This is a genomic window from Mucilaginibacter lappiensis, from assembly GCF_900155965.1.
GTDB lineage: Bacteria > Bacteroidota > Bacteroidia > Sphingobacteriales > Sphingobacteriaceae > Mucilaginibacter > Mucilaginibacter lappiensis.
Genome location: NZ_FTMG01000025.1, coordinates 16,054 through 39,017, shown reverse-complemented (window position 1 = coordinate 39,017; position 22,964 = coordinate 16,054). Strand labels below are relative to the sequence as shown.

The 22,964-nt window shown below is 41.0% G+C and carries 22 protein-coding genes; 7 read left to right on the top strand and 15 right to left on the bottom strand.

Features of this window, described 5'->3' with window-relative positions; all coding sequences use genetic code 11:
• Positions 1-10: 10 nt before the first annotated feature.
• The 5 genes from BW976_RS27775 (at position 11) to BW976_RS27755 (ending at position 4,868) form a co-directional block, all read left to right on the top strand.
• Complete coding sequence (locus BW976_RS27775; RefSeq protein WP_076378768.1) at positions 11-388, top strand: VOC family protein; 378 nt, start codon at positions 11-13, stop codon at positions 386-388.
• A 12-nt stretch (positions 389-400) separates the two neighbouring features.
• On the top strand, positions 401-1,909 hold the full coding sequence (locus BW976_RS27770) for a sigma 54-interacting transcriptional regulator (RefSeq protein ID WP_076378766.1): 1,509 nt from the start codon (positions 401-403) through the stop codon (positions 1,907-1,909).
• A 125-nt stretch (positions 1,910-2,034) separates the two neighbouring features.
• The gene (locus BW976_RS27765; protein ID WP_076378764.1) at positions 2,035-3,312 is read left to right on the top strand and encodes a metallophosphoesterase; all 1,278 of its coding nucleotides are present in this window, start codon (positions 2,035-2,037) and stop codon (positions 3,310-3,312) included.
• Between the two features lie 32 nt (positions 3,313-3,344).
• Entirely contained in the window at positions 3,345-4,229 is an 885-nt protein-coding gene (locus tag BW976_RS27760) for a UbiA prenyltransferase family protein (protein ID WP_076378762.1), read from the top strand.
• A gap of 6 nt (positions 4,230-4,235) precedes the next feature.
• Positions 4,236-4,868, top strand: a complete 633-nt coding sequence (locus BW976_RS27755; RefSeq protein ID WP_076378760.1) for a class I SAM-dependent methyltransferase — start codon at positions 4,236-4,238, stop codon at positions 4,866-4,868.
• Positions 4,869-5,031: 163 nt separating this feature from the next.
• Here BW976_RS27755 and BW976_RS27750 read toward each other — a convergent pair whose 3' ends face one another.
• The 3 genes from BW976_RS27750 to BW976_RS27740 are packed head-to-tail and all read right to left on the bottom strand — an operon-like array spanning position 5,032 to position 9,164.
• Positions 5,032-5,724 (bottom strand): response regulator transcription factor, encoded by a 693-nt coding sequence (locus BW976_RS27750; RefSeq protein ID WP_076378758.1) that lies wholly within the window; start codon positions 5,722-5,724, stop codon positions 5,032-5,034.
• 3 nt (positions 5,725-5,727) lie between these two features.
• On the bottom strand, positions 5,728-7,371 hold the full coding sequence (locus BW976_RS27745; RefSeq protein WP_076378756.1) for a sensor histidine kinase: 1,644 nt from the start codon (positions 7,369-7,371) through the stop codon (positions 5,728-5,730).
• 8 nt (positions 7,372-7,379) lie between these two features.
• Positions 7,380-9,164, bottom strand: coding sequence for an alpha/beta hydrolase family protein (locus tag BW976_RS27740; RefSeq protein ID WP_175614199.1), 1,785 nt, complete (start codon positions 9,162-9,164; stop codon positions 7,380-7,382).
• 267 nt (positions 9,165-9,431) lie between these two features.
• Between BW976_RS27740 and BW976_RS27735 the strand changes: the two genes are divergently transcribed.
• Positions 9,432-11,237, top strand: coding sequence for a tetratricopeptide repeat protein (locus BW976_RS27735; protein ID WP_084192376.1), 1,806 nt, complete (start codon positions 9,432-9,434; stop codon positions 11,235-11,237).
• Positions 11,238-11,599: 362 nt separating this feature from the next.
• Complete coding sequence (locus BW976_RS27730; RefSeq protein WP_076378752.1) at positions 11,600-11,902, top strand: DUF4286 family protein; 303 nt, start codon at positions 11,600-11,602, stop codon at positions 11,900-11,902.
• A 382-nt stretch (positions 11,903-12,284) separates the two neighbouring features.
• Here BW976_RS27730 and BW976_RS27725 read toward each other — a convergent pair whose 3' ends face one another.
• The 12 genes from BW976_RS27725 to BW976_RS27665 all read right to left on the bottom strand — a co-directional run bounded on the left by BW976_RS27725 (position 12,285) and on the right by BW976_RS27665 (position 22,932).
• Positions 12,285-13,094: an OmpA/MotB family protein gene (locus BW976_RS27725; RefSeq protein WP_076378750.1), complete on the bottom strand. Its 810-nt coding sequence runs from the start codon at positions 13,092-13,094 to the stop codon at positions 12,285-12,287.
• Positions 13,095-13,175: 81 nt separating this feature from the next.
• On the bottom strand, positions 13,176-13,841 hold the full coding sequence (locus BW976_RS27720) for a DUF2461 domain-containing protein (protein WP_076378748.1): 666 nt from the start codon (positions 13,839-13,841) through the stop codon (positions 13,176-13,178).
• 477 nt (positions 13,842-14,318) lie between these two features.
• A complete protein-coding gene (locus BW976_RS27710) occupies positions 14,319-14,597 on the bottom strand; it encodes a hypothetical protein (protein ID WP_076378744.1) in 279 nt (92 codons plus the stop codon).
• A 154-nt stretch (positions 14,598-14,751) separates the two neighbouring features.
• Positions 14,752-15,327, bottom strand: a complete 576-nt coding sequence (locus tag BW976_RS27705) for a DUF420 domain-containing protein (protein WP_076378742.1) — start codon at positions 15,325-15,327, stop codon at positions 14,752-14,754.
• A 116-nt stretch (positions 15,328-15,443) separates the two neighbouring features.
• Positions 15,444-16,139, bottom strand: a complete 696-nt coding sequence (locus BW976_RS27700) for an SCO family protein (protein WP_076378740.1) — start codon at positions 16,137-16,139, stop codon at positions 15,444-15,446.
• Positions 16,139-16,483 carry a cytochrome C oxidase subunit IV family protein gene (locus BW976_RS27695; RefSeq protein WP_076378738.1) on the bottom strand — a complete coding sequence of 115 codons (345 nt, stop codon included), beginning with the start codon at positions 16,481-16,483 and terminating at the stop codon, positions 16,139-16,141. Before BW976_RS27695 ends, BW976_RS27700 begins: the two co-directional genes overlap by 1 nt.
• Before the next feature lie 11 nt (positions 16,484-16,494).
• A complete protein-coding gene (locus BW976_RS27690; RefSeq protein WP_076378736.1) occupies positions 16,495-17,214 on the bottom strand; it encodes a cytochrome c oxidase subunit 3 in 720 nt (239 codons plus the stop codon).
• A gap of 21 nt (positions 17,215-17,235) precedes the next feature.
• Positions 17,236-17,820: a cytochrome c oxidase subunit 3 gene (locus BW976_RS27685; RefSeq protein ID WP_076378734.1), complete on the bottom strand. Its 585-nt coding sequence runs from the start codon at positions 17,818-17,820 to the stop codon at positions 17,236-17,238.
• Positions 17,817-18,680, bottom strand: a complete 864-nt coding sequence (cyoE, locus tag BW976_RS27680) for a heme o synthase (RefSeq protein WP_076378732.1) — start codon at positions 18,678-18,680, stop codon at positions 17,817-17,819. The genes BW976_RS27685 and cyoE overlap by 4 nt, the downstream gene beginning before the upstream one ends.
• Entirely contained in the window at positions 18,677-19,738 is a 1,062-nt protein-coding gene (locus BW976_RS27675; protein ID WP_076378730.1) for a COX15/CtaA family protein, read from the bottom strand. The genes cyoE and BW976_RS27675 overlap by 4 nt, the downstream gene beginning before the upstream one ends.
• 98 nt (positions 19,739-19,836) lie before the next feature.
• The gene (locus BW976_RS27670; RefSeq protein WP_175614198.1) at positions 19,837-21,726 is read right to left on the bottom strand and encodes a cytochrome c oxidase subunit I; all 1,890 of its coding nucleotides are present in this window, start codon (positions 21,724-21,726) and stop codon (positions 19,837-19,839) included.
• Between the two features lie 18 nt (positions 21,727-21,744).
• Positions 21,745-22,932, bottom strand: a complete 1,188-nt coding sequence (locus tag BW976_RS27665) for a cytochrome c oxidase subunit II (RefSeq protein ID WP_076378726.1) — start codon at positions 22,930-22,932, stop codon at positions 21,745-21,747.
• Positions 22,933-22,964: the final 32 nt, after the last annotated feature.

Below are 22,964 nucleotides of genomic sequence, written 5' to 3'. Positions count from 1 at the left end.
AATCAAAGAAATGAAAATTGACCGTATAGATCATCTGGTTTTAACAGTAAAGGATATAGATGCCACTTGCACATTCTACACCAGCATACTGGGCATGGAATTAGAAACATTTGGTGAGGGCAGAAAAGCTTTGAAATTTGGCAATCAAAAACTCAACCTGCATCAAAAGGGTAAGGAATTTGAACCAAAGGCATATACGCCCACTCCCGGAGCTATTGATATTTGCTTTATCACAACAGACAATATTGAACAGCTTAAAGCAGAACTCGAAAATAAGAACATACAAACACAGGGGATATTTGAACGTACTGGCGCCACCGGCAAAATACGGTCGATCTATTTCCGCGACCCTGATCAAAACCTGATTGAGGTTAGTAATTACCTATAACAAAGCATTTAGATGAATAAATTACTCGATATAAAAACGCTCGGTGAGTTAAAAAAAACTGATTACAAAAGCCGATCGGTAAAGGATGAATTACGTGCCAACCTGATTACTCAACTAAAAAAACGCGAAGGCGGTTTTGAAGGTATTGTTGGTTTTGAAGATACTGTTATACCCGATCTGCAAACTGCTATCCTATCAAGGCACAATATATTATTGTTGGGCTTACGTGGTCAGGCCAAAACGCGTATTGCACGCCTGCTGGTTAATCTACTTGACGAGTACATCCCTTACATTGAAGGCTCCGACCTGTTTGATGATCCGTATAATCCCATATCATGGTATGGCCATAACGCGGTAACTCAATTAGGCGATGCCACGCCCATAGGCTGGATCCATCGTTCGGAGCGTTATACCGAAAAACTGGCCACGCCTGATGTTACCGTTGCAGATTTGATTGGTGATGTTGACCCTATCAAGGCCGCTACTTTAAAACTAACCTATTCTGACGAACGGGTTATCCATTTCGGATTGATCCCCCGGGCACACCGCGGTATCTTTGTGATCAATGAGCTTCCCGATCTGCAGGCACGTATACAAGTGTCATTATTTAATATCCTCCAGGAAAGAGATATACAGATCCGTGGTTTTAAACTGCGCTTACCACTGGATATCCAGTTTGTATTTACAGCCAATCCAGAGGATTATACCAACCGCGGTTCCATCGTTACGCCTTTAAAAGACCGTATCGAAAGCCAGATATTAACACATTATCCCCGCACCGTTGAAATTTCCCGTAAGATCACCCAGCAGGAAGCTTCCCTTACCGATGATCAACGTGCTAATATTGAAGCTGACAGCCTGGTAAAAAACCTGGTAGAGCAGATTGCTTTTGAAGCGCGTAATTCTGAATATATCGATAAAAAATCGGGAGTATCGGCACGTTTAACCATCTCCGCATATGAAAATTTGATCAGCAATGCAGAGCGCCGCATGATCATTAATAACGAAACCAGCACCTTTGTACGCATAACCGATTTTTTAGGCGTAATACCCGCCATTACCGGCAAGATCGAGTTGGTATACGAAGGCGAACTGGAAGGCCCGGGTAAAGTGGCCAATATACTGATAGGCAAAGCCATTAAATCATCCCTACTGGAGTTTTTCCCGGATCCCGAAAAGGCAAAAAAGGCCAAAGGTGTAAACCCATATGCCAGCATCATTAATTGGTTTGGTGAAGGCAACAACCTGGCCCTGGTTGATGATATGCCACTTTTGGACTATAAAAAAGCCCTTAATGAGGTGGCGGGATTAAAAGACTTGGTTAAAAAAACGCATCCACGCTTGACTGAAAACCAACAATTATTGTTGATGGAATTTGTGCTTCATGGCCTGTCTGAGTTTTCACAACTCAACAAAGGTTTCTTAGATAATGGATTCGCATTCTCAGATATGTTCAACAGTTTGTTTAATTTGCAGCCTGATGACGAAGACGATCTTGATTTAGATGATGATCGTTATTAATTTGAACAAAGGTTAGGTATCAAGTAGTTAGTATCACGATAGCTACAGTTTTTCATAAACCAATCAAAAGTCTCGATACTTGATACTAACTACTTGATACCAATCATTCGATACTAAAAATATAAATGAGGGAACAGGCACTCAACATAACACTGATTGTTACTATACTGCTGCTTATTGACCTGTATGTATTGCATGGCATACGCGGCGCATTTAAAAAATGGAAGTTGCCCCACTCGGGCGACTTTACTTTTTTTTACTGGTTTATTTCTATTTTATTGATAGCCGGGTTACTATTGGCTGTTTATATTAATCTAGGTGTAGGGATAAGGGCGGCTGTACTCATGGCCTTTTTCCTGATCTTTTTAGGTAAAATATCGTTTCTACCTTTCCTGATGATTGATGATCTGAGGCGAATGCTGGTATTACGGCGCAACCGGTTAAAAAGAAAACCCGAAGACATCAGCATCCCCCCGCAGGAACACGCCATACCCCGTTCGGAGTTTTTGATGAAGGCAGGTCTACTTGCAGGTGCTGTACCATTGGCAGCTATCAAAATCAGTATGCCTAAGGGTTTGTATGATTATCATGTAAAATATCAAACCATGTACCTGCCCAATTTGCCCAAAGCCTTTGACGGCATCAAACTGGGACAAATATCAGATATACACTCGGGCAGCTTTTACAACAAAAAAGCAGTACTTGGCGGCGTTGAGATGCTGCTTAAAGAAAAGCCCGATTTTATATTTTTCACTGGTGACCTGGTAAATGGTCAATCCTCCGAGATGAGCGACTACCAGGACATCTTCTCTAAAGTAAAAGCCCCACTCGGAGTTTATAGCTCATTAGGCAATCATGATTATGGCGATTATGGCACCTGGCCATCCATGGCTGATAAAAAGAAAGATCATGAAAATCTGATAGCCACCCATAAAAATATGGGTTGGGACCTGCTGCTCAATGAGCATCGGCGCTTAAAAGTTAATGGCGAAGAGATAGGCATATTGGGCGTCGAAAACTGGGGTGAGCTAAGTATGTTTCCCAAATATGGCCGTATGGATCTGACCACTAAAAACACGGATGATCTCCCGGTAAAACTATTGTTATCTCATGATCCGTCGCATTGGCGCGGAGAAATATTGCCTCAATACCCACAAATAGATGCCATGTTTTCGGGTCATACTCACGGTATGCAGTTTGGCGTTCGCACCAAACACTTTCAATGGAGCCCTATCGAGTATGTTTACAAAGAGTGGGCCGGTCATTACCAGGAAGGTAAACAGCAATTATATGTGAACGTGGGATATGGCTTTGTTGGTTTAGCAGGCAGAGTTGGAATATTACCGGAGATTACGATATTTACATTAAAAGCCGGCCAGGACCCTTTGGGATACCGATCTTAACAGATCAAAATGCAGGCGGATATTCATAACAAATGAAAAAAATATTTCAACCTGTTTTTGATTTTCTGCTTTTCAGTAATATTTTCATGTCGCTTTGCGCTGTCGCGCAGGCCTTGCTTACCTTCCAGTTAATCGGTGCAAAACCGATGTTTCCTGTTTTAGGGTTGCTATTTTCGTCAACCCTGGGTATTTACAATTTTTGTATCCTTATTACGCGACCCAAAAACCCCGAGTCATCACCCTATAAACGGGTACGATGGTTTTTTGGCCATTACAGGCTCATGGTAACCTTTACTATTGTTTCTCTATTATCCCTCATCCCGCTGTTTTTTTTGATCACTACCGAATCAAAGATACTGCTCATTTTTTTAGGGTGTTTATCCTTTAGCTATGGGCTGCCCCTCTTTACTATTGGTGATCATAAATTTGGCTTGCGCAATATACCCGGTTTAAAGCCATTCCTGATCACATTGGTATGGACATTGAGTTGTGTATTGTTCCCGGTACTAGAGGTACTCCACCTGCATACCAATGATATCTCCATGCATGATATTACCATACTGATAGCCAAACGCTTTCTATTTATTGGCGCGCTTACTATCCCCTTTGATATCCGCGATCTGTTTGACGACCGCCAACAGGGACTTAAAACCATCCCCGTAGCCTGGGGCGAAAAAAATGCCTATTTATTTTGCCAGATTTTACTTGCTGGCTATGTTGTTTTGTTGTTTCTGTTCAGGGGCAATGGTTTCAGTACCGATTTTTGGGCCTTAACCGTTACCGTTATTTTAACTGGCTGGCTCATATTTAAGTCGGCATGGAAAAAAAATGAGTATTACTATTTCTTTTTTATGGACGGTGTGCTCATATTACAATATATAGTACTAGTGGTATTCCGATTGCTTATTGGTCATTAAATACGTATGGCTGCTAACTTTAACAATTCAGCCTGGTTTTATGACCGCCTTTCCCGTCTGGTTTATGGTCGTGCATTGGTAAATGCCCAGTTATATCTTCTTGGCTTTATTAAACCCAACTCTAATATACTTATTGTTGGCGGCGGTACCGGCTGGATATTAGAAGAACTCACAAAACTTTACCCATTAGGTCTGCATATCACCTATGTGGAAGTCGCAGCAGGAATGATGGAGCTATCAAAAAAAAGAAACACCGGAGGTAACAAGATAGCTTATATCCAAAACGCCATTGAACAAGTAAACCTCAATCCTGGCTTTGACGTGGTGATTACCCCCTTCCTGTTTGATAATTTTACAGAACAAACGCTAAAGACCGTATTTAATCACATTCACAATTTATTAAAACCACAGAGCTTGTGGCTTAATGCTGATTTTCAGCTTACTGGCAAGTGGTGGCAGCTGTTTTTACTGAAAAGCATGTTTGTTTTTTTCAGATTAATCTGTGGTATTGAGGCTGGTAAATTACCAGAGATAAAGACTCATTTTACTGCCAATAGCTATGCTGTAGTTGATGAAAAAACTTTTTTTAATGATTTTATTGTGGCCAATGTGTATCGGAAAAAGATGGTTTACATATAAATGCATTAAATGATAGAAAATAAATTTATTTAACTTATTATCAATCAGTTAAATCAATGTCAAGCATAAATTATGTAAACCATGTAAACCCACTTTTAAAACAAAAACCGCGTCATTGTTTCGTACCTAGCAATGACGCGTGAAGATAATTAGTATTTTTCCCTTATTGATTATATACAAACTTATACCCTATTCCCCTTACCGTTTGCAGGTATTGCGGCGAATCGGCATTGGTTTCGATCTTTTTACGCAGGCGCACAATGTGCATATCCAGGGTGCGTGTATTTACATCGGCATTGTAGCCCCAAACTTCCATCATCAGTTCTTCCCGGTTGATCACCTTGTTCTTGTTTTTCAGAAAATAAAGCAATATCCGGTTCTCCAATATGGTCAGTTCAATTTTGCGGTTATCTCTGATCAACAAGTGGGTATTAGGCAAATGTTCCATATTGGCAAAACGATACGACTCTGATTTTTCACTATTGAGCGAGAATTTGATCTTATTGTCGATCATAGCCACCAGCACATCCATATTAAATGGCTTCGTAATATAATCGGAGACACCAAAATTATACGCTTCTATCTTATCAACATCCTGAGCCTTTGCCGTCATCATGATGATCAATTTATCATACCCTTTTTCTCTGATATTGGCACATACCTGCGATCCCGGTTTTCCGGGCAACATCCAATCCAGCAATACAATATCAGGTTGTTCATCCAGTATAATAGTTTCAGCATCGTCGCCATTATCGGCTTCCAATACTTTGTATCCTTCAGATTGTAAGCGTTCTGCTACCAGGAAACGTAGATTTTCATCGTCTTCAACCAGTGCAATTTTGATTTCTTTATTCATATTTTAATTTTCATATGGAAGCGTAACTATAAATTCCGAACCTTCATTAACTTTACTGTGAACAACTATCTCGCCATCCATAAAATTAACCAGTTCTTTACAAAATGCCAAACCCAAGCCCACACTCCCGTTTTGGTTATACTGATTCTCTATCCTATAAAATTTCTTAAATATATTGTTTACCTCTTCTTTAGGTATACCTATTCCTTTGTCAACAAATGAAAATACAATATCACCCTTTTTATGCGTAATATTTATACTCAATTCTTTTTTTTGCGGATGGGAGTACTTATAAGCGTTTTCGATCAGATTCTGGAACACACTACCCAACAACACCGGATCAGTATAAAAGGTTTGAACACCAGTTATTTGGGCATTTAATTTAAAATCGGGGTATTTTATTTTAAATGTTTCCGTATACCGGCTTACAAAATCCTCCACCATTATTTCTTCTTTTTTGAGGGTAATAGATTTATTTTCAAGCTGGGTAAATGACAATAGTTTATTCATCAGGTCGTTGAGCTTATCGGCCTCTTCATCCAATATTTTGCCATAATGCTTACGTTGCCTTTCGGTAAGCTCACCATCACCACGCAGGTTTGACCCTGCAATTTTTATAACGCTTACAGGTGTTTTAAACTCATGGGTAAAATTATTGATAAAGTCATACTGCAGTTTAAACAGCTTGATATTGACATTTAAATTGCGGTAAATGAGCCAGCCGATAAGCACCAAAAAAAGCGATATTAATAAAACCACTGCGCCAATAGGCATAAAACGCTTATTAATTTCGTTGGCCAGGTAACCATGCTCTGAACTAAAATATAACTTATAATCAGAAAACGACCCGGGGAACGAAACTTCGGTTATCAGTTTATCGCCTTCGCTATCAACAGGATCATAAACAACGGGTTGTATAGATACATTTTGATACAACTCATGATGTGTATTTTTTATCTTTAACTGGTACGGATCGAGATGAAAAGTCATCATGTTTTGTTTGTACGACGCCTTAACGGTATTGCGCTGTTGCAGATCGCGGTATATTTTAATATCCTCACGCCTTAATATATTGGTATAACTGATCTTATTGGGTTTTACATTCCAAAATGTTTTAAACAGCTCATCCTGGCTGGATACACGACTTGTATCAGAAAAAGCGATATAATTATTGAGTTTTACCGCCATCTCTTTAAAGTCCGACTCATCAGACGGACTGATCCTTTTAGCCCCAAATACCTTCCCTTTTTTATACCAATACTGATATATCGATCTGACGGATATGTCCAGATTGTTCCTGCGGATAGTGATAGGGGCTTTACTACCTATCAATACATCATAAAAAACGATGCTTCTTACAAAGGCATAGTCATGAAAAACTGATGCCGCATATTTGGCCGCCGAGGCAGAATCTAAAAAGCCCTGGTATGAGGTGATCTCGGGTATCTTATTCTGAAAAAAATCATTATATGGTTTTATAGTTTGCTCCAATACATCAATTTTTTTTGAACCAAACTCATTCTCTACATATTTTGCTGTAAGGTTATATGATACAAAAAGTGCTACTACAAAAGTTACCGATATAAGCACCAAAAATATGATGATCAGCAAAAAACTTTTGCGGTAAGCATTTCTATGTACAGGCATAAGGGGTATTATGGTTTAACCCGCATGTTGTAATCCAGGAATTTTTCTATCTCGGCGTACATTTCCATGCGGTTATGCTCATTTCTGAAAAAAGCCCGTTCATTGGGTTTTAAAAAGTATTTTACATCAACATTTCGCTTACGTAGTTCGCGCACAAACTGGTTAAGCTCACTGATATTGGCCCGTTGATCTTTAGCCCCCTGGAAAATAATTAAAGGAGCTTTTATCTTATCTGTATGAAACACCGGCGAAATAGCCCTAAGCTGATCGGCATCTGTTTCGGGATTACCAACCATTTCATATATCATTTTTAAATAAGGTTTCAAAAACGGCGGTGCATCCTTAATAAAAGTAAAAAAGTTAATGAGCCCGTTTTGTACCACGGCACAATTATAAAGCTCGGGATGAAATGATATACCATATAACGCCGAAAAACCACCAAAGCCATTACCAAAGATGGCTATTTTTTTGGGATTGGCTATCTTTTGCGCTATAAGCCAATGTACCCCATCAGTTATATCGTCTTGTATTTTACCACCAACCTGCTTAAATCCAGCACTCCTGAAGGCTTTCCCATATCCAGTTGAACCACGATAGTTTACCTGGAAAACAGCATATCCCCTGTTCGCTAAAAACTGTACACGCTCATCATAACCCCAGGAGTCCCGGTTACGCCACAGCTCATCATGCGGTATAACTACCACAGGTAAATTAGTATGTTTACTGCCTTGCGGCAAAGTCAAATATCCATTTAGCAACAAACCGTCGTGAGCCTTGTAGGAGATAGGCTGCATCGCGCAAAGCTTATCAGGTGTTAAATTGGGGTTAACATCGCCTAGTTTGGTCAGTTTATCTGTGCTTTTTTCATACAGATAAAAAGACCCTGGATTTCGATCGGTATAAGTATTCAGGATAAACTTGTTTTCGGCGCTATCTCTATCTATCACCTTTATGTCATTCCCCGCCAGCTCTGGTCGTTGCAGCAGGTTGTTATATATTTGCTCAACAGCAGGTATCAGAAAGTGCTTATGCGGTATTGAATCCTCCCATGTGGCAAACTCAGCCTGATGTTTGTTCCTCGAATACTCTACATTCAATATATCAGCCTTATTACAGCTAAAAATAGTTTTTTGCTCTTTACCATCTTCGGCATCGATCTCAACCAGGGCTGTTTTATCGCGGTTAACGTTAGACAGGGCGTAGAAATAGTTTTTTACACCCGTAAAAGCAATTGGTTTTACCGAATTTTTAAAGTTATTTTCAATAATAGGTTTAAAAGGAGCATCGTCATCTGACCGGTATGAAATGGTTTCATTTACACCATCGGATGATTTAACCAGGCGTATTTTGCCGTCAGCATCAGGAAACCATTCTGTTATATTACCCGGATTAATAAGATAAGGCTTCAATTCACCTGTTTTTATATTAAGGCGATAGATATCAAAATTAGCAGGATCACGCTGGTTCATTTTAATAGTGATCACATCAGGCTCGCTCTTACTGCGGTTAAGCATGGCAACCTTTACCTTATTCAAGCTCAACACGGTACGTAGCTTCAAAGAGTCCACATCAATCGCATACATCTTATAGCTGTCAAAGTCCCTCCCTTCGTGACTAAAAACCAGTTGGTCATTATAAGTCCAGAAATAATCCGGGCGTACGGAAAAATGATCAAAAGAGGTCACCATCTGCTCTTTACCATCACTAAGCGACTGTATAAAAAGATTTCTCTTCTCCCTGTATGATTTCAAATAAGATACATACTTGCCATCGGGTGATAGTTTATAAAACATCTTTTCAGGAGCCCTAAAAAAATCGGCAATAGGAATTTGCCTTACTTTATTCTTACAGGAATATAAGGTTAGTATAAAAACAATTAACAATAGATGTCTTAATCGGCCCAACATGGTAATCACCCCAATTTTATTATTCTGGTCAAATTAGCTAAATAACTTAATGTTATCAAAATGTCACTACAATTTTACCCACGTATAACGTTATATGATATTAAAATAATCTCGCCGAAACGTGGTAATTATTAATTGACTATTTTTGAGCAGATGAGGGCTTTAATAAATACTGTTATTATTGTTTTGGTGATGTTCACCCGGCTTTTTGCTCAGGATAATGATCTGCAATTAGCCAAGCAATATGCCGCTAGTGGCGAGTCTCAAAAAGCACTGGATATATACCAAAAACTATACAAACAGGACAACGAAGGCTTTTATTCCTACTACGTTAACACCCTGCTTAGTCTTAAAAAATTTGATGAGGCCGAAAGCGTGGTCAAAAAGCTGGTACGTAAACACCCTAACGAAAATCAGTACCAGATCACGCTGGGCACTGTGTACACGCAACAGGGTAACCTAAGCAAGGCCGATGCCATTTATGATAATTTAATCAAAAACCTGCCTGCCGACCGTAATGAAATAGCGATGCTGGCCGGGCAATTTTACCAGAGCGCTAATTTGGATTATGCGATAAAGATATTTCAGCAGGGCCGCAAAACGCTCAATAATAATGAGGCGTTTACCTATGAACTGATCAATCTTTATCGCTTTAAACGGGATAAGGTAAACCTTACCGAAGAATACCTGAACTTTTTACCGGCAAATCCCAATTTTATTTCCCAGGCCGAAAACGCTTTCTCAACCATTTATGAAGGTGAACCCGATTATAATATGCTGAAATCGAACCTGCTGCGGCGCATACAAAAAGATCCGCAGCAAACGATATATGCCGAACTGCTTAGCTGGCAATTTATGCAGCAAAAGGAATTTGACCTGGCCCTTAACCAGGCGCTGGCCTTAAGTCGCCGGCAAAATGACGATGGCACCAATATTTTTGAGCTCTGCCGTACCCTCAACTCGAATGAAGCTTATGATGCCGCTATCCGTGGGTATGAGTATATCATTAGCAAGGGAAAAACGTCACCTATGTATATCCCAGCTAAGATCGAGCTTATCAATACTAAAAATTTAAAAGTAACCTCGGGCAAATACCTACCTGCCGACCTGACCGGCCTGGAACAGGATTATAACGACTTGGTTACCGAATTCGGTCGTAACAACAGCACCGTTTTTGCCATGCAGAAACTGGCTAATCTGCAAGCTTTTAAGCTGCATAAGCTAAATGATGCCCAAAAGTTACTCGAGGACGCAATAAGCATTCCTAATATCAGGCCCGAACTGCTGGCTTCGTGTAAGCTTGACCTGGGCGATATATACCTTATTAATAAGCAACCCTGGGAAGCTACTTTACTGTATAGCCAGGTAGAAAAAGATTTTCCCAATACAGATATTAACCAGGATGCCAAATTCAGGAACGCCAAACTGGCTTACTACACCGGCGACTTTACCTGGGCCAAAGGCCAGCTTAATGTGCTCAAAGCCGCCACATCGCAATTAATTGCTAATGATGCCCTTAATTTACAGCTGCTGATCAATGACAATACCGTAGCCGATAGCGTAGGTAATGCCCTGAAAATATATGCCAGGGCCGATCTCCTGATATTTGCTGAACAGCCAGACAAGGCCGTGATGACTCTTGACAGCATCGACAAAAAATTCCCGAACAACACCCTGAGCGATGATATCCTGATGTCGAAATCAAGGATACTGATACAGCAGAAGAACTATGCCGGTGCTGTACCCCTCCTGAAAAAAATAGTCGACGAACACCCGAATGATCTATGGGCTGATGACGCCGTTTTTATGCTTGGTGATATCTATGAAAACCGCCTCGATGATAAAGCCAGTGCCAAAATCTGGTATGAAAAGATCGTCAAAGACTATCCAGGAAGCCTCTGGATCAATGAAGCACGCAAACGTTTTAGGCTGTTACGGGGCGATAAGGCCGATTCCTGAGTGGTTCATTAGTTTATTAGTAAATAACGCGAGTTCGGGATAAGAAATGCAAACCTGATCCCGATGTCTGCTATGTTAAAATTGGGTTTACATGGTTTACACTTTTTATGGTTTACATTGTTTCAAATTATTGATAATCAATTAATTAACTTATTTTATATCAAAAAAAACGGTTTACAGTGTAAACCATAAATAATGGGGTTTACATTGATCAGCTTTAAGCAAAGTATTCGGGGAGCCTTTAAATAACCTGAACTGCTTACCCAGGGCTCACGTTAAATAGTTCATCGGGCAGTACGCATTCAACTAATGAACAAGTGAACCAATGAACTAATGAACCAAATAACTACTTTTGCAGCACCATGATTGTATACAACGACACTATAATAATTGAAGAAACCATTCACGATGAGTGGCTTAACTGGATCAAGACTTTTCATATACCCGCTATAATGGCTACTGGCTGTTTCAACTCCTACAAGATACTAACGGTTATCGACTCACCAAACGAAGGGGTTACCTATTGTATCCAGTACAATGCCGATAGCATTGAGCAATTCCAGGAATTTTATATGAATCACCTGCACAAGTTTCAGGCTATCCATCAGCAGCAGTTTGATGAAAAGTTTGTGATGTTCAATACCCTGATGAAAGAGGTGGATTAAACTTTTTAAACCTTAAATTTTAACATTTTTCGGACTGAAAACGGGTAAAAATCGCTCAAAAACTGCCCGAAAAAACCTCATTTTAACACTTTTTAACAAATTTCAACCCGGTTTTACGCAACTTTTGAAACTTTAAAAAGCATTAATTTATTGATTGTCAAATAACTACATAAAAAACAGTCGTTTTTTGACTGTTTTTCCTCTTAACAAAACAGCCCGGCACTCTTATTTGTAGAGTACCGGGCTGTTTTGTTTTATAAATATACGAAATTTTCCTGGCAGTTCAAAATAGCATTGCGAGGAGATTGCTTCGTCGTTCCTCCTCGCAATGACACGATTTTTGTGTGTTCCTGTTCCCCCTCTTCAGAGGGTTGGGGGGCTTCTACTTAGTTATCAAATTATACAACTCATCCAATCGTGGGGTGAGCACAATTTCAATGCGGCGGTTTTTGGCGCGGGCCTCATTGGTTGGAGCCGTGTCGATGGGCTGAAACTCACTTTTGCCCGTGGCTGTTAACCGGTGCGGATCAACCTTTTCAACTTCAGTTAAATAGCGGGTTACCGAGGTGGCACGCAGCACGCTCAGGTCCCAGTTATCTTTGATCTGGCCTAGGTTAAGTACCTTTTTATCATCGGTATGCCCTTCAATGGCCACGTTAATATCAGGTTCTTTGTTCAGCACTACGGCCAGTTGTTTCAGGGCAGCTTTACCTTTATCGTCAATAACAATACTGCCCGATGGGAACAGCAGCTTATCAGCCAGGGATACATAAACTTTGCCGTTACGGATATCAACCGTTAAACCACTCTGCTGAAAACCCAGCAAGGCCTGCTGCAATTTATTTTTGAGCGCGTTGGCGGCTTCATCGCGTTTACGCAAAATATCTTCTACCTCTTTTAAACGGGCCTCGCGTTTTTCCAGGTCGGCGGCCAGACGTCTTAATTTCGACGAACTGGTGTTCAGGTTGCTGTTCAGGGCACTGTTGTTATTACTCAAATCGGCTAGCTCGCGGTGCAGGCGCATGGTATCGGCCTTGAGTTGAAAAACCTGGGTTTCCAATGTTTCGGTACGGGTAGTTAAGGAATCGCGCTCGGCAATCAAAGCTTTGTAAGCCTTCGGCGACATGATCTTACAGGAGGAATAAAGGGTAAGAGTCAAAGCCAGGGCCAACAGGTAGTAGGTGATCTTCATTGTGATTATTTTTATTTCGGATTTCGGATGTTCGATTTCGGATTTATTTTAATTTAGAATTTAAAATTTAAAACCAACTAATTATGCCATTGCATTCCTTAAAAAAACGTTGAGCGGGTAAATGAGCTTGCATTCCTGGGCTATTTGCTTCGCCGCGTTCTTCTTAACGATATCCTTATCACTTATCTTATGCCAGGCTATAAAACTTTTAAGCTTCAGCAGGTCGATATTTTCGTTTTCAGCACTATATCCCTGCGGAACAGTTTTGAGTTGCTCCTGCGCTCTGAAATTGCCAAACAGCCTAACAAATTCCGGGGCATCGATAATCTGTTTCAGATCATGCGCGTTGTAATCAATTTCCTGGCGTATGGCTTTTAAATGCGTGGCTTCGGGCATCCAGTAGCCGCCGGCAATAAAGGAGTTACCATCGGGCTGTATCTGTAAATAATATTCGGCTCCGCCCAATCTTATCCCTTGTGTGGGCAGGCTGATGCCAAAGTTGATCTTATAAGGTGTTTTATCTTTCCGGAAACGGATATCGCGATAAATACGCATCACGCATTTTTTGGGATCGAGCGCTTCGTCGATGGCCGGATCTACCTGGTGCATTTCGCCCAGTAGCTCGGAGGTGAACTCAATTACATTTTCACGGGCTTTTTCATAACGCCCTTTGTTCTCTGAAAACCATTCCCGGTTATTGTTTGCTGCGAGATCCTTTAAAAATTCAAGACTTTCCTGGTTTATCATCGGTATCTAAATATGGCTGGTAATGTATCTTGGGTGATAACCAATATAACAATAGTACACGCGAATATCTGAAATTTATAGGCGCCAATGCAAAGCATCCCAAAATTATGACACTTAGATACAACCAGGGCGAGTCCGCATTATGGGAGATAAGAAAAGTGAGCCAGGCCAGGCCCAATGCCTCACCTACATTTAAAGCATAACTCACATACATAGCGGCATAAAAATATCCCGGCTCAATTTCAAAATACAAATTACAATGCGGACAGTTGAGGTTTATTTTATTAGAAAAGCTATAAGCGCCTCCCTGAAACATATTCCCTCTGCGGCAACGCGGACACTTGCAATGAAGCATAGCCCATGACTTGGGAGTTGGCGGCATTTTTGGTTATGTTTTGTATGGGTCGGGGTTCGAGGAACGAGGTTCGGGATAACAGTAAACATTACACACGACCCCGGCAACACAAACCGCGCACCTTAATTGAGGTGCAGTTTTTCTTTACGTATGTTGAGGTCGACGTTTTTACGGCGATATTTTTTATACCAGATAAAGCCAACAACACCGGCTGCCAGGTAGGGTGCACCCAATAAAAATAAAATACCATTATTTAAACCTTTGGCGGCATCGCCACCATTTTTGGCATTGGTTTCAACCGTGGCGGCACACTGTGCGCATTGGGCTTTTACAGGTTGCCTGCTGCAAACCATAAGGCCCAGGGCAAATACAAACAATATAATTTTGAAGCCTGTTTTCATAAGGGCAAATTTAATTAAAAATGTGCAGTATAAATAAAACTGAAACCAAATATGTCATTTCGAACGAGGTACAAGGAGAAATCTTCTTCACGAGACAAGCGGAGATAGCACACCGCAGAAGATTTCTCCCTCCGGTCGAAATGACATGCTCTTTTTAAAAATGATAGTACGGTCGTATCATCAGGTAAACGATAACGCCCGATGCGGTTACATATAACCATATCGGGAACGTCCAGCGTACCAGTTTTTTGTGTTTAGCCACCTGCATTTGCAAGCCGCGGTGAAAGCTGAGTAATATAAGCGGCAATACACCTGCAGCCAATATAATGTGCGGAGTAAGGATGCTCAGGTATAAAGTACGCATGCCACCGGCAGCATTGCGTTCTGAATCAGATAGTATGCCATCGCCATTGATATCGCCATATACTATCTCGTTACGCATGAGGTAATGAAACAACACATACGATACCAGGAACAATGCCGACAAGGTAAAAGTAAGGATATTCAAATTTTTATGCACCTTGATATTACCCTGCCTGATAAAGTACAACGACACCAGTAACAGTATGGTGCAGGTGCCATTCAATACAGCGTTAAGCATAGGCAAATAAGGCGTAAAAGCCGGCGCGACAGCAGGGCCCGGTATCAAATGCCTGTTGAGCAAAATTACCAGCCCTATCACTACTATGGTAATAACCGTCACAAAACGGAATATAAATTTATCAGTCATATTGTATAAAAGTAAATTCTAAATCCTAAGAACTAAACTCTAAGCACTAAATCCTAAACGACGAAGGCTTCTTTAACACTGGCAAAAATCCGAAATCGAAATTCCGAAATCCGAAATCAATAAAGCGGTTTATCAACTTTGCGTAACTCTTCGGCAATTAATACTTTGATCTCGTCGGTAAGGCGGTTAATATCATTGGTATTGGCACCTTTATAATAACCGCGAATGCGTTTTTCAGAATCAATCAGTACCAGGTTATCGCTGTAAATAAAATCGTCGTCGCTTTCCTTTATGGCATTAACCAGGAAACCTTGGCGGGCTAAGCTGTAGATCGACGTGGTATCGCCTGTTAAAAACAACCAACGGTTTGATGCAGGCTTAAAGCTATCCGCATATTTTTTTAATACCGATACAGAATCGCGCTGCGGATCGACCGTAATGGATGTAAAATACACCATCTTGTTTTTGCGATAAGTATCTACCAAATAACTCATGTTACGGTTAATGGTACTGCATACCGCTGGGCAATGCGTGTAAAAAAATCCGGTCACCATGATTTTACCCTTAAAGGTAGAATCGCTTACTGGTTTGCCATCCTGCGCGGTAAGCTTAAAGGCAGGCAGTTGGTGATAAATAGTATCAGGTATGTACTTACCGTGAAATTGGTGCCCGGTTTTGGCCACTATTTTTTGCCCGTAAATGGCCAGTGGTTTATACCTGTTTTTACCTTTAGCGGTGAGTAAATAATACAAAAATCCTGGCACTGCTAATATGAGCACCAGGATTACAATTTTTTTCGCTATTGCGGCCATTATCCCCTCAGTGTAATCCAGTGATGGCTTTCGTTAGTCAATACCAGGATTAAACCTATAATGAATAGTATCGGCACGATGATAGACAGGGCTAAACCCATTTTCTCAAACTTTAAGTGCATGAAGAAAGCCACAATGTAAAACGCTTTAAACAAGGTTAAAACAATGTATACAGGGTTTGCATACTGTATTGGTAAAGTACCCGAAGGCACCATCCATAAAGCTATAATAAACTCTATAGCAGTAATGAACGTCAGAATACCCGCTACTTTAAGGATTCTCCCTTTCGTCATTGTTTGATGATCGCCTTCTTCGTGGTGAACTTCTTTTGAATCTGATGACATATGAAATATTTTTATACTAAGTAAAAGAATGTAAATACGAATACCCAAACAAGGTCTACAAAGTGCCAGTAAAGGCCTACTTTTTCAACCATTAAATAGCTACCGCGTTTTTCGTAAGTACCCAACAGTACGTTAACGGTAATGATGATATTGATGATAACCCCGGTAAATACGTGGAAACCATGAAAACCAGTGATGGTAAAGAATAAGTTAGCAAATTCCTGAGCAGTTAAATGACGCGTTACTTCAGTCCCCCCTGTAAAAAACTCCTTCAGTTTTTCGGCGTTAGGAGTGCTTCCCCACCAAAAACCTTCATGATGCAGGTGGCTCCACTCTAATGCCTGGCAACCCAGGAACATAAAACCGAAAACAACAGTTAAAATCATCCAGGTTATCACTTCCTTTTTAGAGTTACGATGACCCGCTTCCACAGCTAATACCATGGTAACCGAGCTAACGATCAAAATAAAGGTCATTAAACCTACAAAGACTAAAGGCTTGCCGCTATCATATAAACCAGGTACCGACTGGAAAACCTTATCAGCCGCCGGCCATACGCTTGCGCTGAAACGTAATGCACCATAAGAAATCAATAATGACGAAAAGGTAAATGCATCCGATAGGAGAAAGAACCACATCATTATTTTTCCGTACTCCACATTGAAGGGTGATCTCCCTCCAGACCATGGAGTTGTTTTTATTTCATCAATTTGTGATACTGCTGTACTCATTTGTACTTAAATATGGGTGTATTAATTTTGGTTCAAAAGTAAAAAAACATACAGATAAATCCATATAATTCCGAGAAAATGCCAAAAAATAGAGGTCATTTCCATTTTAAACAGGTTCCGCACCTGCGGAATGTTCTTATATGTACCTGCAAGGGTATTCAATAGTAACAATATAGCTGCAATTATGTGTAATAAGTGCATCCCTGTAAAGATATAAACAAATGAGCGGGATGCGTTAGGATCTGTAAGATACACATTCATTTTGTACGTTAATACATACCAGGCATAAACCTGTATGGCAAAAAACGCTACGCCCAGCGCAAAGGTAAGCCACAAAAATAGTCGCTGTTTGGCAAATTGTAATTGTTTGGCTGCCCTGGAGGCTAAAAATAAGGTAATACTGCTGATGATAATTACGGCGGTGCTGTATTTAAAAGCATCGGGCATAATTACATTAAGGCCATGCCCCCTCCCACCACTATAAACGATGAACCCGCTGGTTAAAGCCGCAAAAAACATAAACGAGGTGAATATAAATATCCACATGTTGAATTTTTTGGGAGCCAGATCAAGCCTGTCGTTATTTTTTTGAATCTGAGCCATCATTTCACTTTTCCTATAAAATCAAATAAAAACATTAACTGCACTACAGGCAAATACATAAAGGAGCCAAACATTAATTTGCGGGCGGCCTCTACCGACTGTGCGCGTAACAGGCCAAATGCCTGGTATAAGAATATTAAACTGCAAACTAAAGAAACTCCGCCTACATAGTAACCACCGTAACCGTAAATGGTTGGCAGTAAACTTACTGGCAGCAATATGATTGCAAATATAAAGGTAATTATGGCACTTCCGGCATTACGGTTACCGGTTGGCAATAGCCTGAAGCCAGCCAGTTTATAATCATCATCCAGCACCCAGGCAATGGCCCAAAAATGCACAAACTGCCATACAAACTGTATTCCGAACAGGATCAAAGCAATCTCATCAATTCTTTCGTGCGCAGCTACGTAACCAATAAGCGGTGGCAATGCCCCGGGTATAGCGCCTACAAAAACGGCTATAGGCGATTTACGTTTTAATGGTGTGTAAGCAAAGGCGTATAACAAAATAGAAAATACAGATAGCAAACCGGTTAACAGGTTAAGGCTACCCAACAAATAGGTACCAGCCATGCCCATACCCAAACCCAAAACAAGCGCTTGACCGGTATTCATTTTTCCGGATGGAATCGGGCGATCCATGGTACGCTTCATCAGTTTATCCAGGTCCTTTTCGATGATCTCATTAAAGCAATTTGCCGCCGAGGTTACCAAAAAGCCGCCTACGATTAATTTAATCCAGTTAATCCAGTCGATATGACCATTCGCTTTACTTCCTATTAAAAAGGATATAGATGCCGAAAACACCACCAAAAGGGTGAGTCGCATTTTTACCAGTTTTGAAAAATCACTCCACTTCATCGGCTTATCCCCCTAACACTAACTGGTTTATATAAATTTAAAAGCAAATAGAACTGTGCCCCGAAAATAAGACTCGCCAGCACAATATGCGAAGCTTGCGCAGCCGGTGGCAAGGCCCAGTAGGATAATAATATACCGGTTACTATTTGCAGCATGATCATTAAAAAAGTAAAGCTCATCAATTGCTGATGTACAGAATGACGAGCAAAGTTTTTGCGTATTAAAGCATACAGCATTACGTTGAGCACCAGTACCAATACGGCCATATCGCGGTGCTGTGTAAATATTTCACCCACACTACTGATCCAGTTATTGCGGTACCCACCCTGAAAATGAGCAGCCACGGCATCAATTTGATCGCGTACCTCGGTACCAAAAGCTATCTGGAAAATACTGGCCAGTAAAGCAAGCCATGTGATAATATATACCAGCATACCGGTATTTAATTTATTGTTGCCAAGCACCTTAGCACGGTGATAGGTATATATCAATATAGCTAATATAGCCAATGCCAATAGCATATGTACTGTAACAATCCAGGATACCAGGTTAGTTGATACCACGATAGATCCTAACCATGCCTGAAAGCCTACCAACACAAAATTAAACAGGCTTAAAAGAGCTATTCGCTTGCTGCTGCTCCAGTAACTGAAGGCGTATACGGCCGATAAAAACAAGAACACGCCGGATATAGCACCTATAAGGCGATTGATATATTCTGTCCAGGTTTTTTCAGCGTTAAATTCTTCCGGAAGTAAGATAGACTTATCCTCACGGATCCTTTTGGCCAGGTCGCTGTAACCGAATACATCTAGTGTTTTGGCAAAGCGTTGATTTTTGGCCAAACGCAGATCCACATATTTTTGCTTGTAATCCTTGGGAAGATCGGCGCTGCTGGTAGGCGGAATATACCTGCCAAAGCATTTTGGCCAATCGGGGCAACCCATTCCTGAACCTGAGCTACGCACAACTCCACCGGCCAGTATCAAAACAAAAAGTATGATGATTGTTAAGAGAGTGACTTTCTGGAACCGAATTTTAGATGCGGATATACTCATGAATGGTGAGTAGTTAACAGTGAGTGGTGAGTTTGAGTGGTGAGTTCCCGATTAAAAACTCATAACTCAAACTCACCACTCACTACTTACCACTAAAATTATTTTACTTGTTCGTTTGCTTTCAACGTGCTGTTAAACTTGTTCAGTTCTTCTAAACCTTTAGGGTTATCTTCAAAGTCATGAGCTTGGTTTGAGCTCATCGTTTGTGAGAAAGGAACTGTTTGCGGGATGTAATCCTCTTCGGCACCTGGCTTGCTGTAATCATATGGCCAACGGTAAACGGTTGGTATTTCGCCAGGCCAGTTACCGTGTAAATGTTCAACAGGAGTTGTCCATTCCAGGGTATTTGCCTCCCATGGATTCTGGGTAGCTTTTTTTCCAATGAATATAGAAGTGATGAAGTTATACAAAAATGCTACCTGAGCACAAGCCGCCATGATAGCCGCCCATGTAATAAAGGTATTTACGGTTAACCAACGCTGCATGCTTACAAACTCGGTAAAGGCATAGTAACGACGTGGTACACCATCAAGACCCATAAAGTGCATTGGAAAAAACACCAGGTAAGCACCAATAAAAGTTAACCAGAAGTGCAGATAGCCCAATTTCTCGTCCATCATTTTTCCGAACATTTTAGGGAACCAGTGGTAAACACCGGCAAGCATACCAAATATAGCCGCCGAACCCATTACCAGGTGGAAGTGAGCTACCACAAAGTAAGTATCGTGCAGGTTAATATCCAATGCAGCGTTACCCAGGAATATACCTGTTAAACCGCCTGATATAAAGAATGACACCATACCAATAGCGAACAGCATAGCAGGCGTAAACCTAATATTACCGCGCCATAAGGTGGCCAGCCAGTTAAATGTTTTTACCGCCGATGGTACCGCGATGATCAGCGTAGTGATCATGAACACACCACCCAGGAACGGATTCATACCGGTCACAAACATGTGGTGCCCCCATACGATAAATGATAATACGGTGATACCTATAAGAGAGTAAACCATCGCGTGGTAACCGAAGATCGGTTTACGTGAGTTTACAGACATTACTTCTGATGAGATACCCATCGCCGGCATAATTACGATATAAACCTCCGGGTGACCCAGGAACCAGAACAAGTGCTGGAACAAGATTGGGCTACCACCTTCATAAGGCTGTTGTACACCATTCAACACAATGTCTGACAGATAGAAGCTGGTACCAAAGCTACGGTCAAATATCAATAACACCACACCTGCAACTAACACAGGGAATGCCAGGATACCTAATATAGCAGTAAGGAATAAAGCCCAGATAGTTAAAGGCATTTTCCAAAGATCCATACCTTTTGTACGCATATTTAATACGGTACTTACGTAGTTGATACCACCCATTAATGAGGATGCTACGAACATCACCATACTGATGAGCCAAAGGGTCATACCCTCGCCCGAGCCCGGCATCGCTTTTGGCAGTGCTGACAGTGGTGGGTAAATTGTCCAGCCACCGCTGGCAGGGCCTTTTTGAACCAGGAACGATGATAACATCACCACACTGGCCATAAAGAAGAACCAGTAGGACAGCATGTTCATGAACGGCGATGCCATATCACGTGCACCTACCTGAAGCGGTATCAGCAAGTTGGCAAAAGTACCGCTCAAGCCGGCTGTTAACACAAAGAATACCATGATGGTACCGTGAATGGTAACCAGCGACAGGTAAAAATCGGCACTTATACGACCGTTAGGTGCAAAACGACCTAACAATGTGGTTAACAATGGGAAAGTTTTATCAGGATAAGCTAACTGGATCCTGAACAAAATAGACAATATCATTGCAATAACTGCCATGGTGATCCCTGTGATCAGGAATTGCTTGGCAATCATTTTATGATCCATACTAAATACGTATTTAGATAGGAACGATTGGTTATGATGATGTTCGTGACCGTGATCGTCGTGATGTGCTACTCCGTGGTCGTGAACTGCTAATGTTGACATATCGCTTCTCTTTCTATATTAATTATTTAACGCTAACCTATTTTGTGACTCTGTTTTTGGCTGATCCGCAGCGGCAAAATGCAATTCTTTTCTTAAAGCATCGTTTAAGTAAGGTTTTTGTCTTGACAGCCAGGCCTGGTATTCGGCTTCGGTAACCACACGTACAACTTTTTGCATGTTATAGTGACCGCCACCGCATATTTTATTGCAATAAACCAGGTATTCAAATTTAGGATCGTCAAGCTGGGTGCGCATTTGCGCGGTAGTAATGGTTGGGGTAAACTTAAAGAAGGTTGGTAATCCCGGAACCGCATTAAGCTGAACCCTAAAATGAGGCATATAAACAGAGTGAATTACATCTAATGCCTGGATATTTAACCTGATTGATTTGTTTACCGGTAAGTACATGGTATCAACCTGTAAGTCATCAAAGCTGCTGCGTTTTTTGAAGTTAACACCTAATTTGTTAGCGGCAGATACCATTCTGAAATCCTTAGGACCCAACACACCGTCTTTACCCGGGTAGCGAAGCTCCCATGCAAACTGGTGACCGGTAATATCAATATTGATATCGCCTTTGGTATCTGTAGTATTCATTATTTTTTGCCAGGTGAAAAAGCCAAATACAACCAAGACCGTTAATACGATGGCTGGTGCAATTGTCCAAATCTTTTCAATGGTGTTGTTATGCGGCAGGAAGTGAGCCCTGCGCTTGTCAGAATGCCTGTATTGGAATAAGAATCCAAACAACAATATCTGGGTAATAAAAAACACAATCATGGTTAAAACCGTAGTGACGGTAAACATCTCATCAATTTTAACACCATGCTCAGATGCAGCCTCAGGCAGGGTCATGCTACCCTGAACCGTGAACGACCAGTATGCACCATATATGCCTGCTAATAAGAACACCAGGCAAATTACTGCCATTACTGTGTTCCATTTCATTCCTTTTTTACCTTGTATTTTAAGTGTAAGGTCGTATATCTTCAGAATTTTACCTATTACAGCTACGCCAAGGCATACCAGGAAAAATAAAAGCACATAGTACGCAACACCAGTCCAATCAACCTGTGGGGCATCAGTTTGCCCTCCGGTAGTTGCCGCTGCTTCTGTTTGCGCCATCAGCAGGTTTGTGCCCAAAAGCATAAACGCTGTGATAAACGATAGTAATGTTTTAGAATTTATAAATTTTCTGAATCCCATTTTAATGTCAGTTTGGTATTCTGTATTTTGTT

Coding starts and splice junctions, on each gene's coding strand:
- BW976_RS27775 (WP_076378768.1), top strand. CDS start 11: ATGAAAATTGACCGTATAGATCATCTGGTTTTAACAGTAAAGGATATA.
- BW976_RS27770 (WP_076378766.1), top strand. CDS start 401: ATGAATAAATTACTCGATATAAAAACGCTCGGTGAGTTAAAAAAAACT.
- BW976_RS27765 (WP_076378764.1), top strand. CDS start 2,035: ATGAGGGAACAGGCACTCAACATAACACTGATTGTTACTATACTGCTG.
- BW976_RS27760 (WP_076378762.1), top strand. CDS start 3,345: ATGAAAAAAATATTTCAACCTGTTTTTGATTTTCTGCTTTTCAGTAAT.
- BW976_RS27755 (WP_076378760.1), top strand. CDS start 4,236: ATGGCTGCTAACTTTAACAATTCAGCCTGGTTTTATGACCGCCTTTCC.
- BW976_RS27750 (WP_076378758.1), bottom strand. CDS start 5,724: ATGAATAAAGAAATCAAAATTGCACTGGTTGAAGACGATGAAAATCTA.
- BW976_RS27745 (WP_076378756.1), bottom strand. CDS start 7,371: ATGCCTGTACATAGAAATGCTTACCGCAAAAGTTTTTTGCTGATCATC.
- BW976_RS27740 (WP_175614199.1), bottom strand. CDS start 9,164: ATGTTTTATAAACTATCACCCGATGGCAAGTATGTATCTTATTTGAAA.
- BW976_RS27735 (WP_084192376.1), top strand. CDS start 9,432: ATGAGGGCTTTAATAAATACTGTTATTATTGTTTTGGTGATGTTCACC.
- BW976_RS27730 (WP_076378752.1), top strand. CDS start 11,600: ATGATTGTATACAACGACACTATAATAATTGAAGAAACCATTCACGAT.
- BW976_RS27725 (WP_076378750.1), bottom strand. CDS start 13,094: ATGAAGATCACCTACTACCTGTTGGCCCTGGCTTTGACTCTTACCCTT.
- BW976_RS27720 (WP_076378748.1), bottom strand. CDS start 13,841: ATGATAAACCAGGAAAGTCTTGAATTTTTAAAGGATCTCGCAGCAAAC.
- BW976_RS27710 (WP_076378744.1), bottom strand. CDS start 14,597: ATGAAAACAGGCTTCAAAATTATATTGTTTGTATTTGCCCTGGGCCTT.
- BW976_RS27705 (WP_076378742.1), bottom strand. CDS start 15,327: ATGACTGATAAATTTATATTCCGTTTTGTGACGGTTATTACCATAGTA.
- BW976_RS27700 (WP_076378740.1), bottom strand. CDS start 16,139: ATGGCCGCAATAGCGAAAAAAATTGTAATCCTGGTGCTCATATTAGCA.
- BW976_RS27695 (WP_076378738.1), bottom strand. CDS start 16,483: ATGTCATCAGATTCAAAAGAAGTTCACCACGAAGAAGGCGATCATCAA.
- BW976_RS27690 (WP_076378736.1), bottom strand. CDS start 17,214: ATGAGTACAGCAGTATCACAAATTGATGAAATAAAAACAACTCCATGG.
- BW976_RS27685 (WP_076378734.1), bottom strand. CDS start 17,820: ATGATGGCTCAGATTCAAAAAAATAACGACAGGCTTGATCTGGCTCCC.
- cyoE (WP_076378732.1), bottom strand. CDS start 18,680: ATGAAGTGGAGTGATTTTTCAAAACTGGTAAAAATGCGACTCACCCTT.
- BW976_RS27675 (WP_076378730.1), bottom strand. CDS start 19,738: ATGAGTATATCCGCATCTAAAATTCGGTTCCAGAAAGTCACTCTCTTA.
- BW976_RS27670 (WP_175614198.1), bottom strand. CDS start 21,726: ATGTCAACATTAGCAGTTCACGACCACGGAGTAGCACATCACGACGAT.
- BW976_RS27665 (WP_076378726.1), bottom strand. CDS start 22,932: ATGGGATTCAGAAAATTTATAAATTCTAAAACATTACTATCGTTTATC.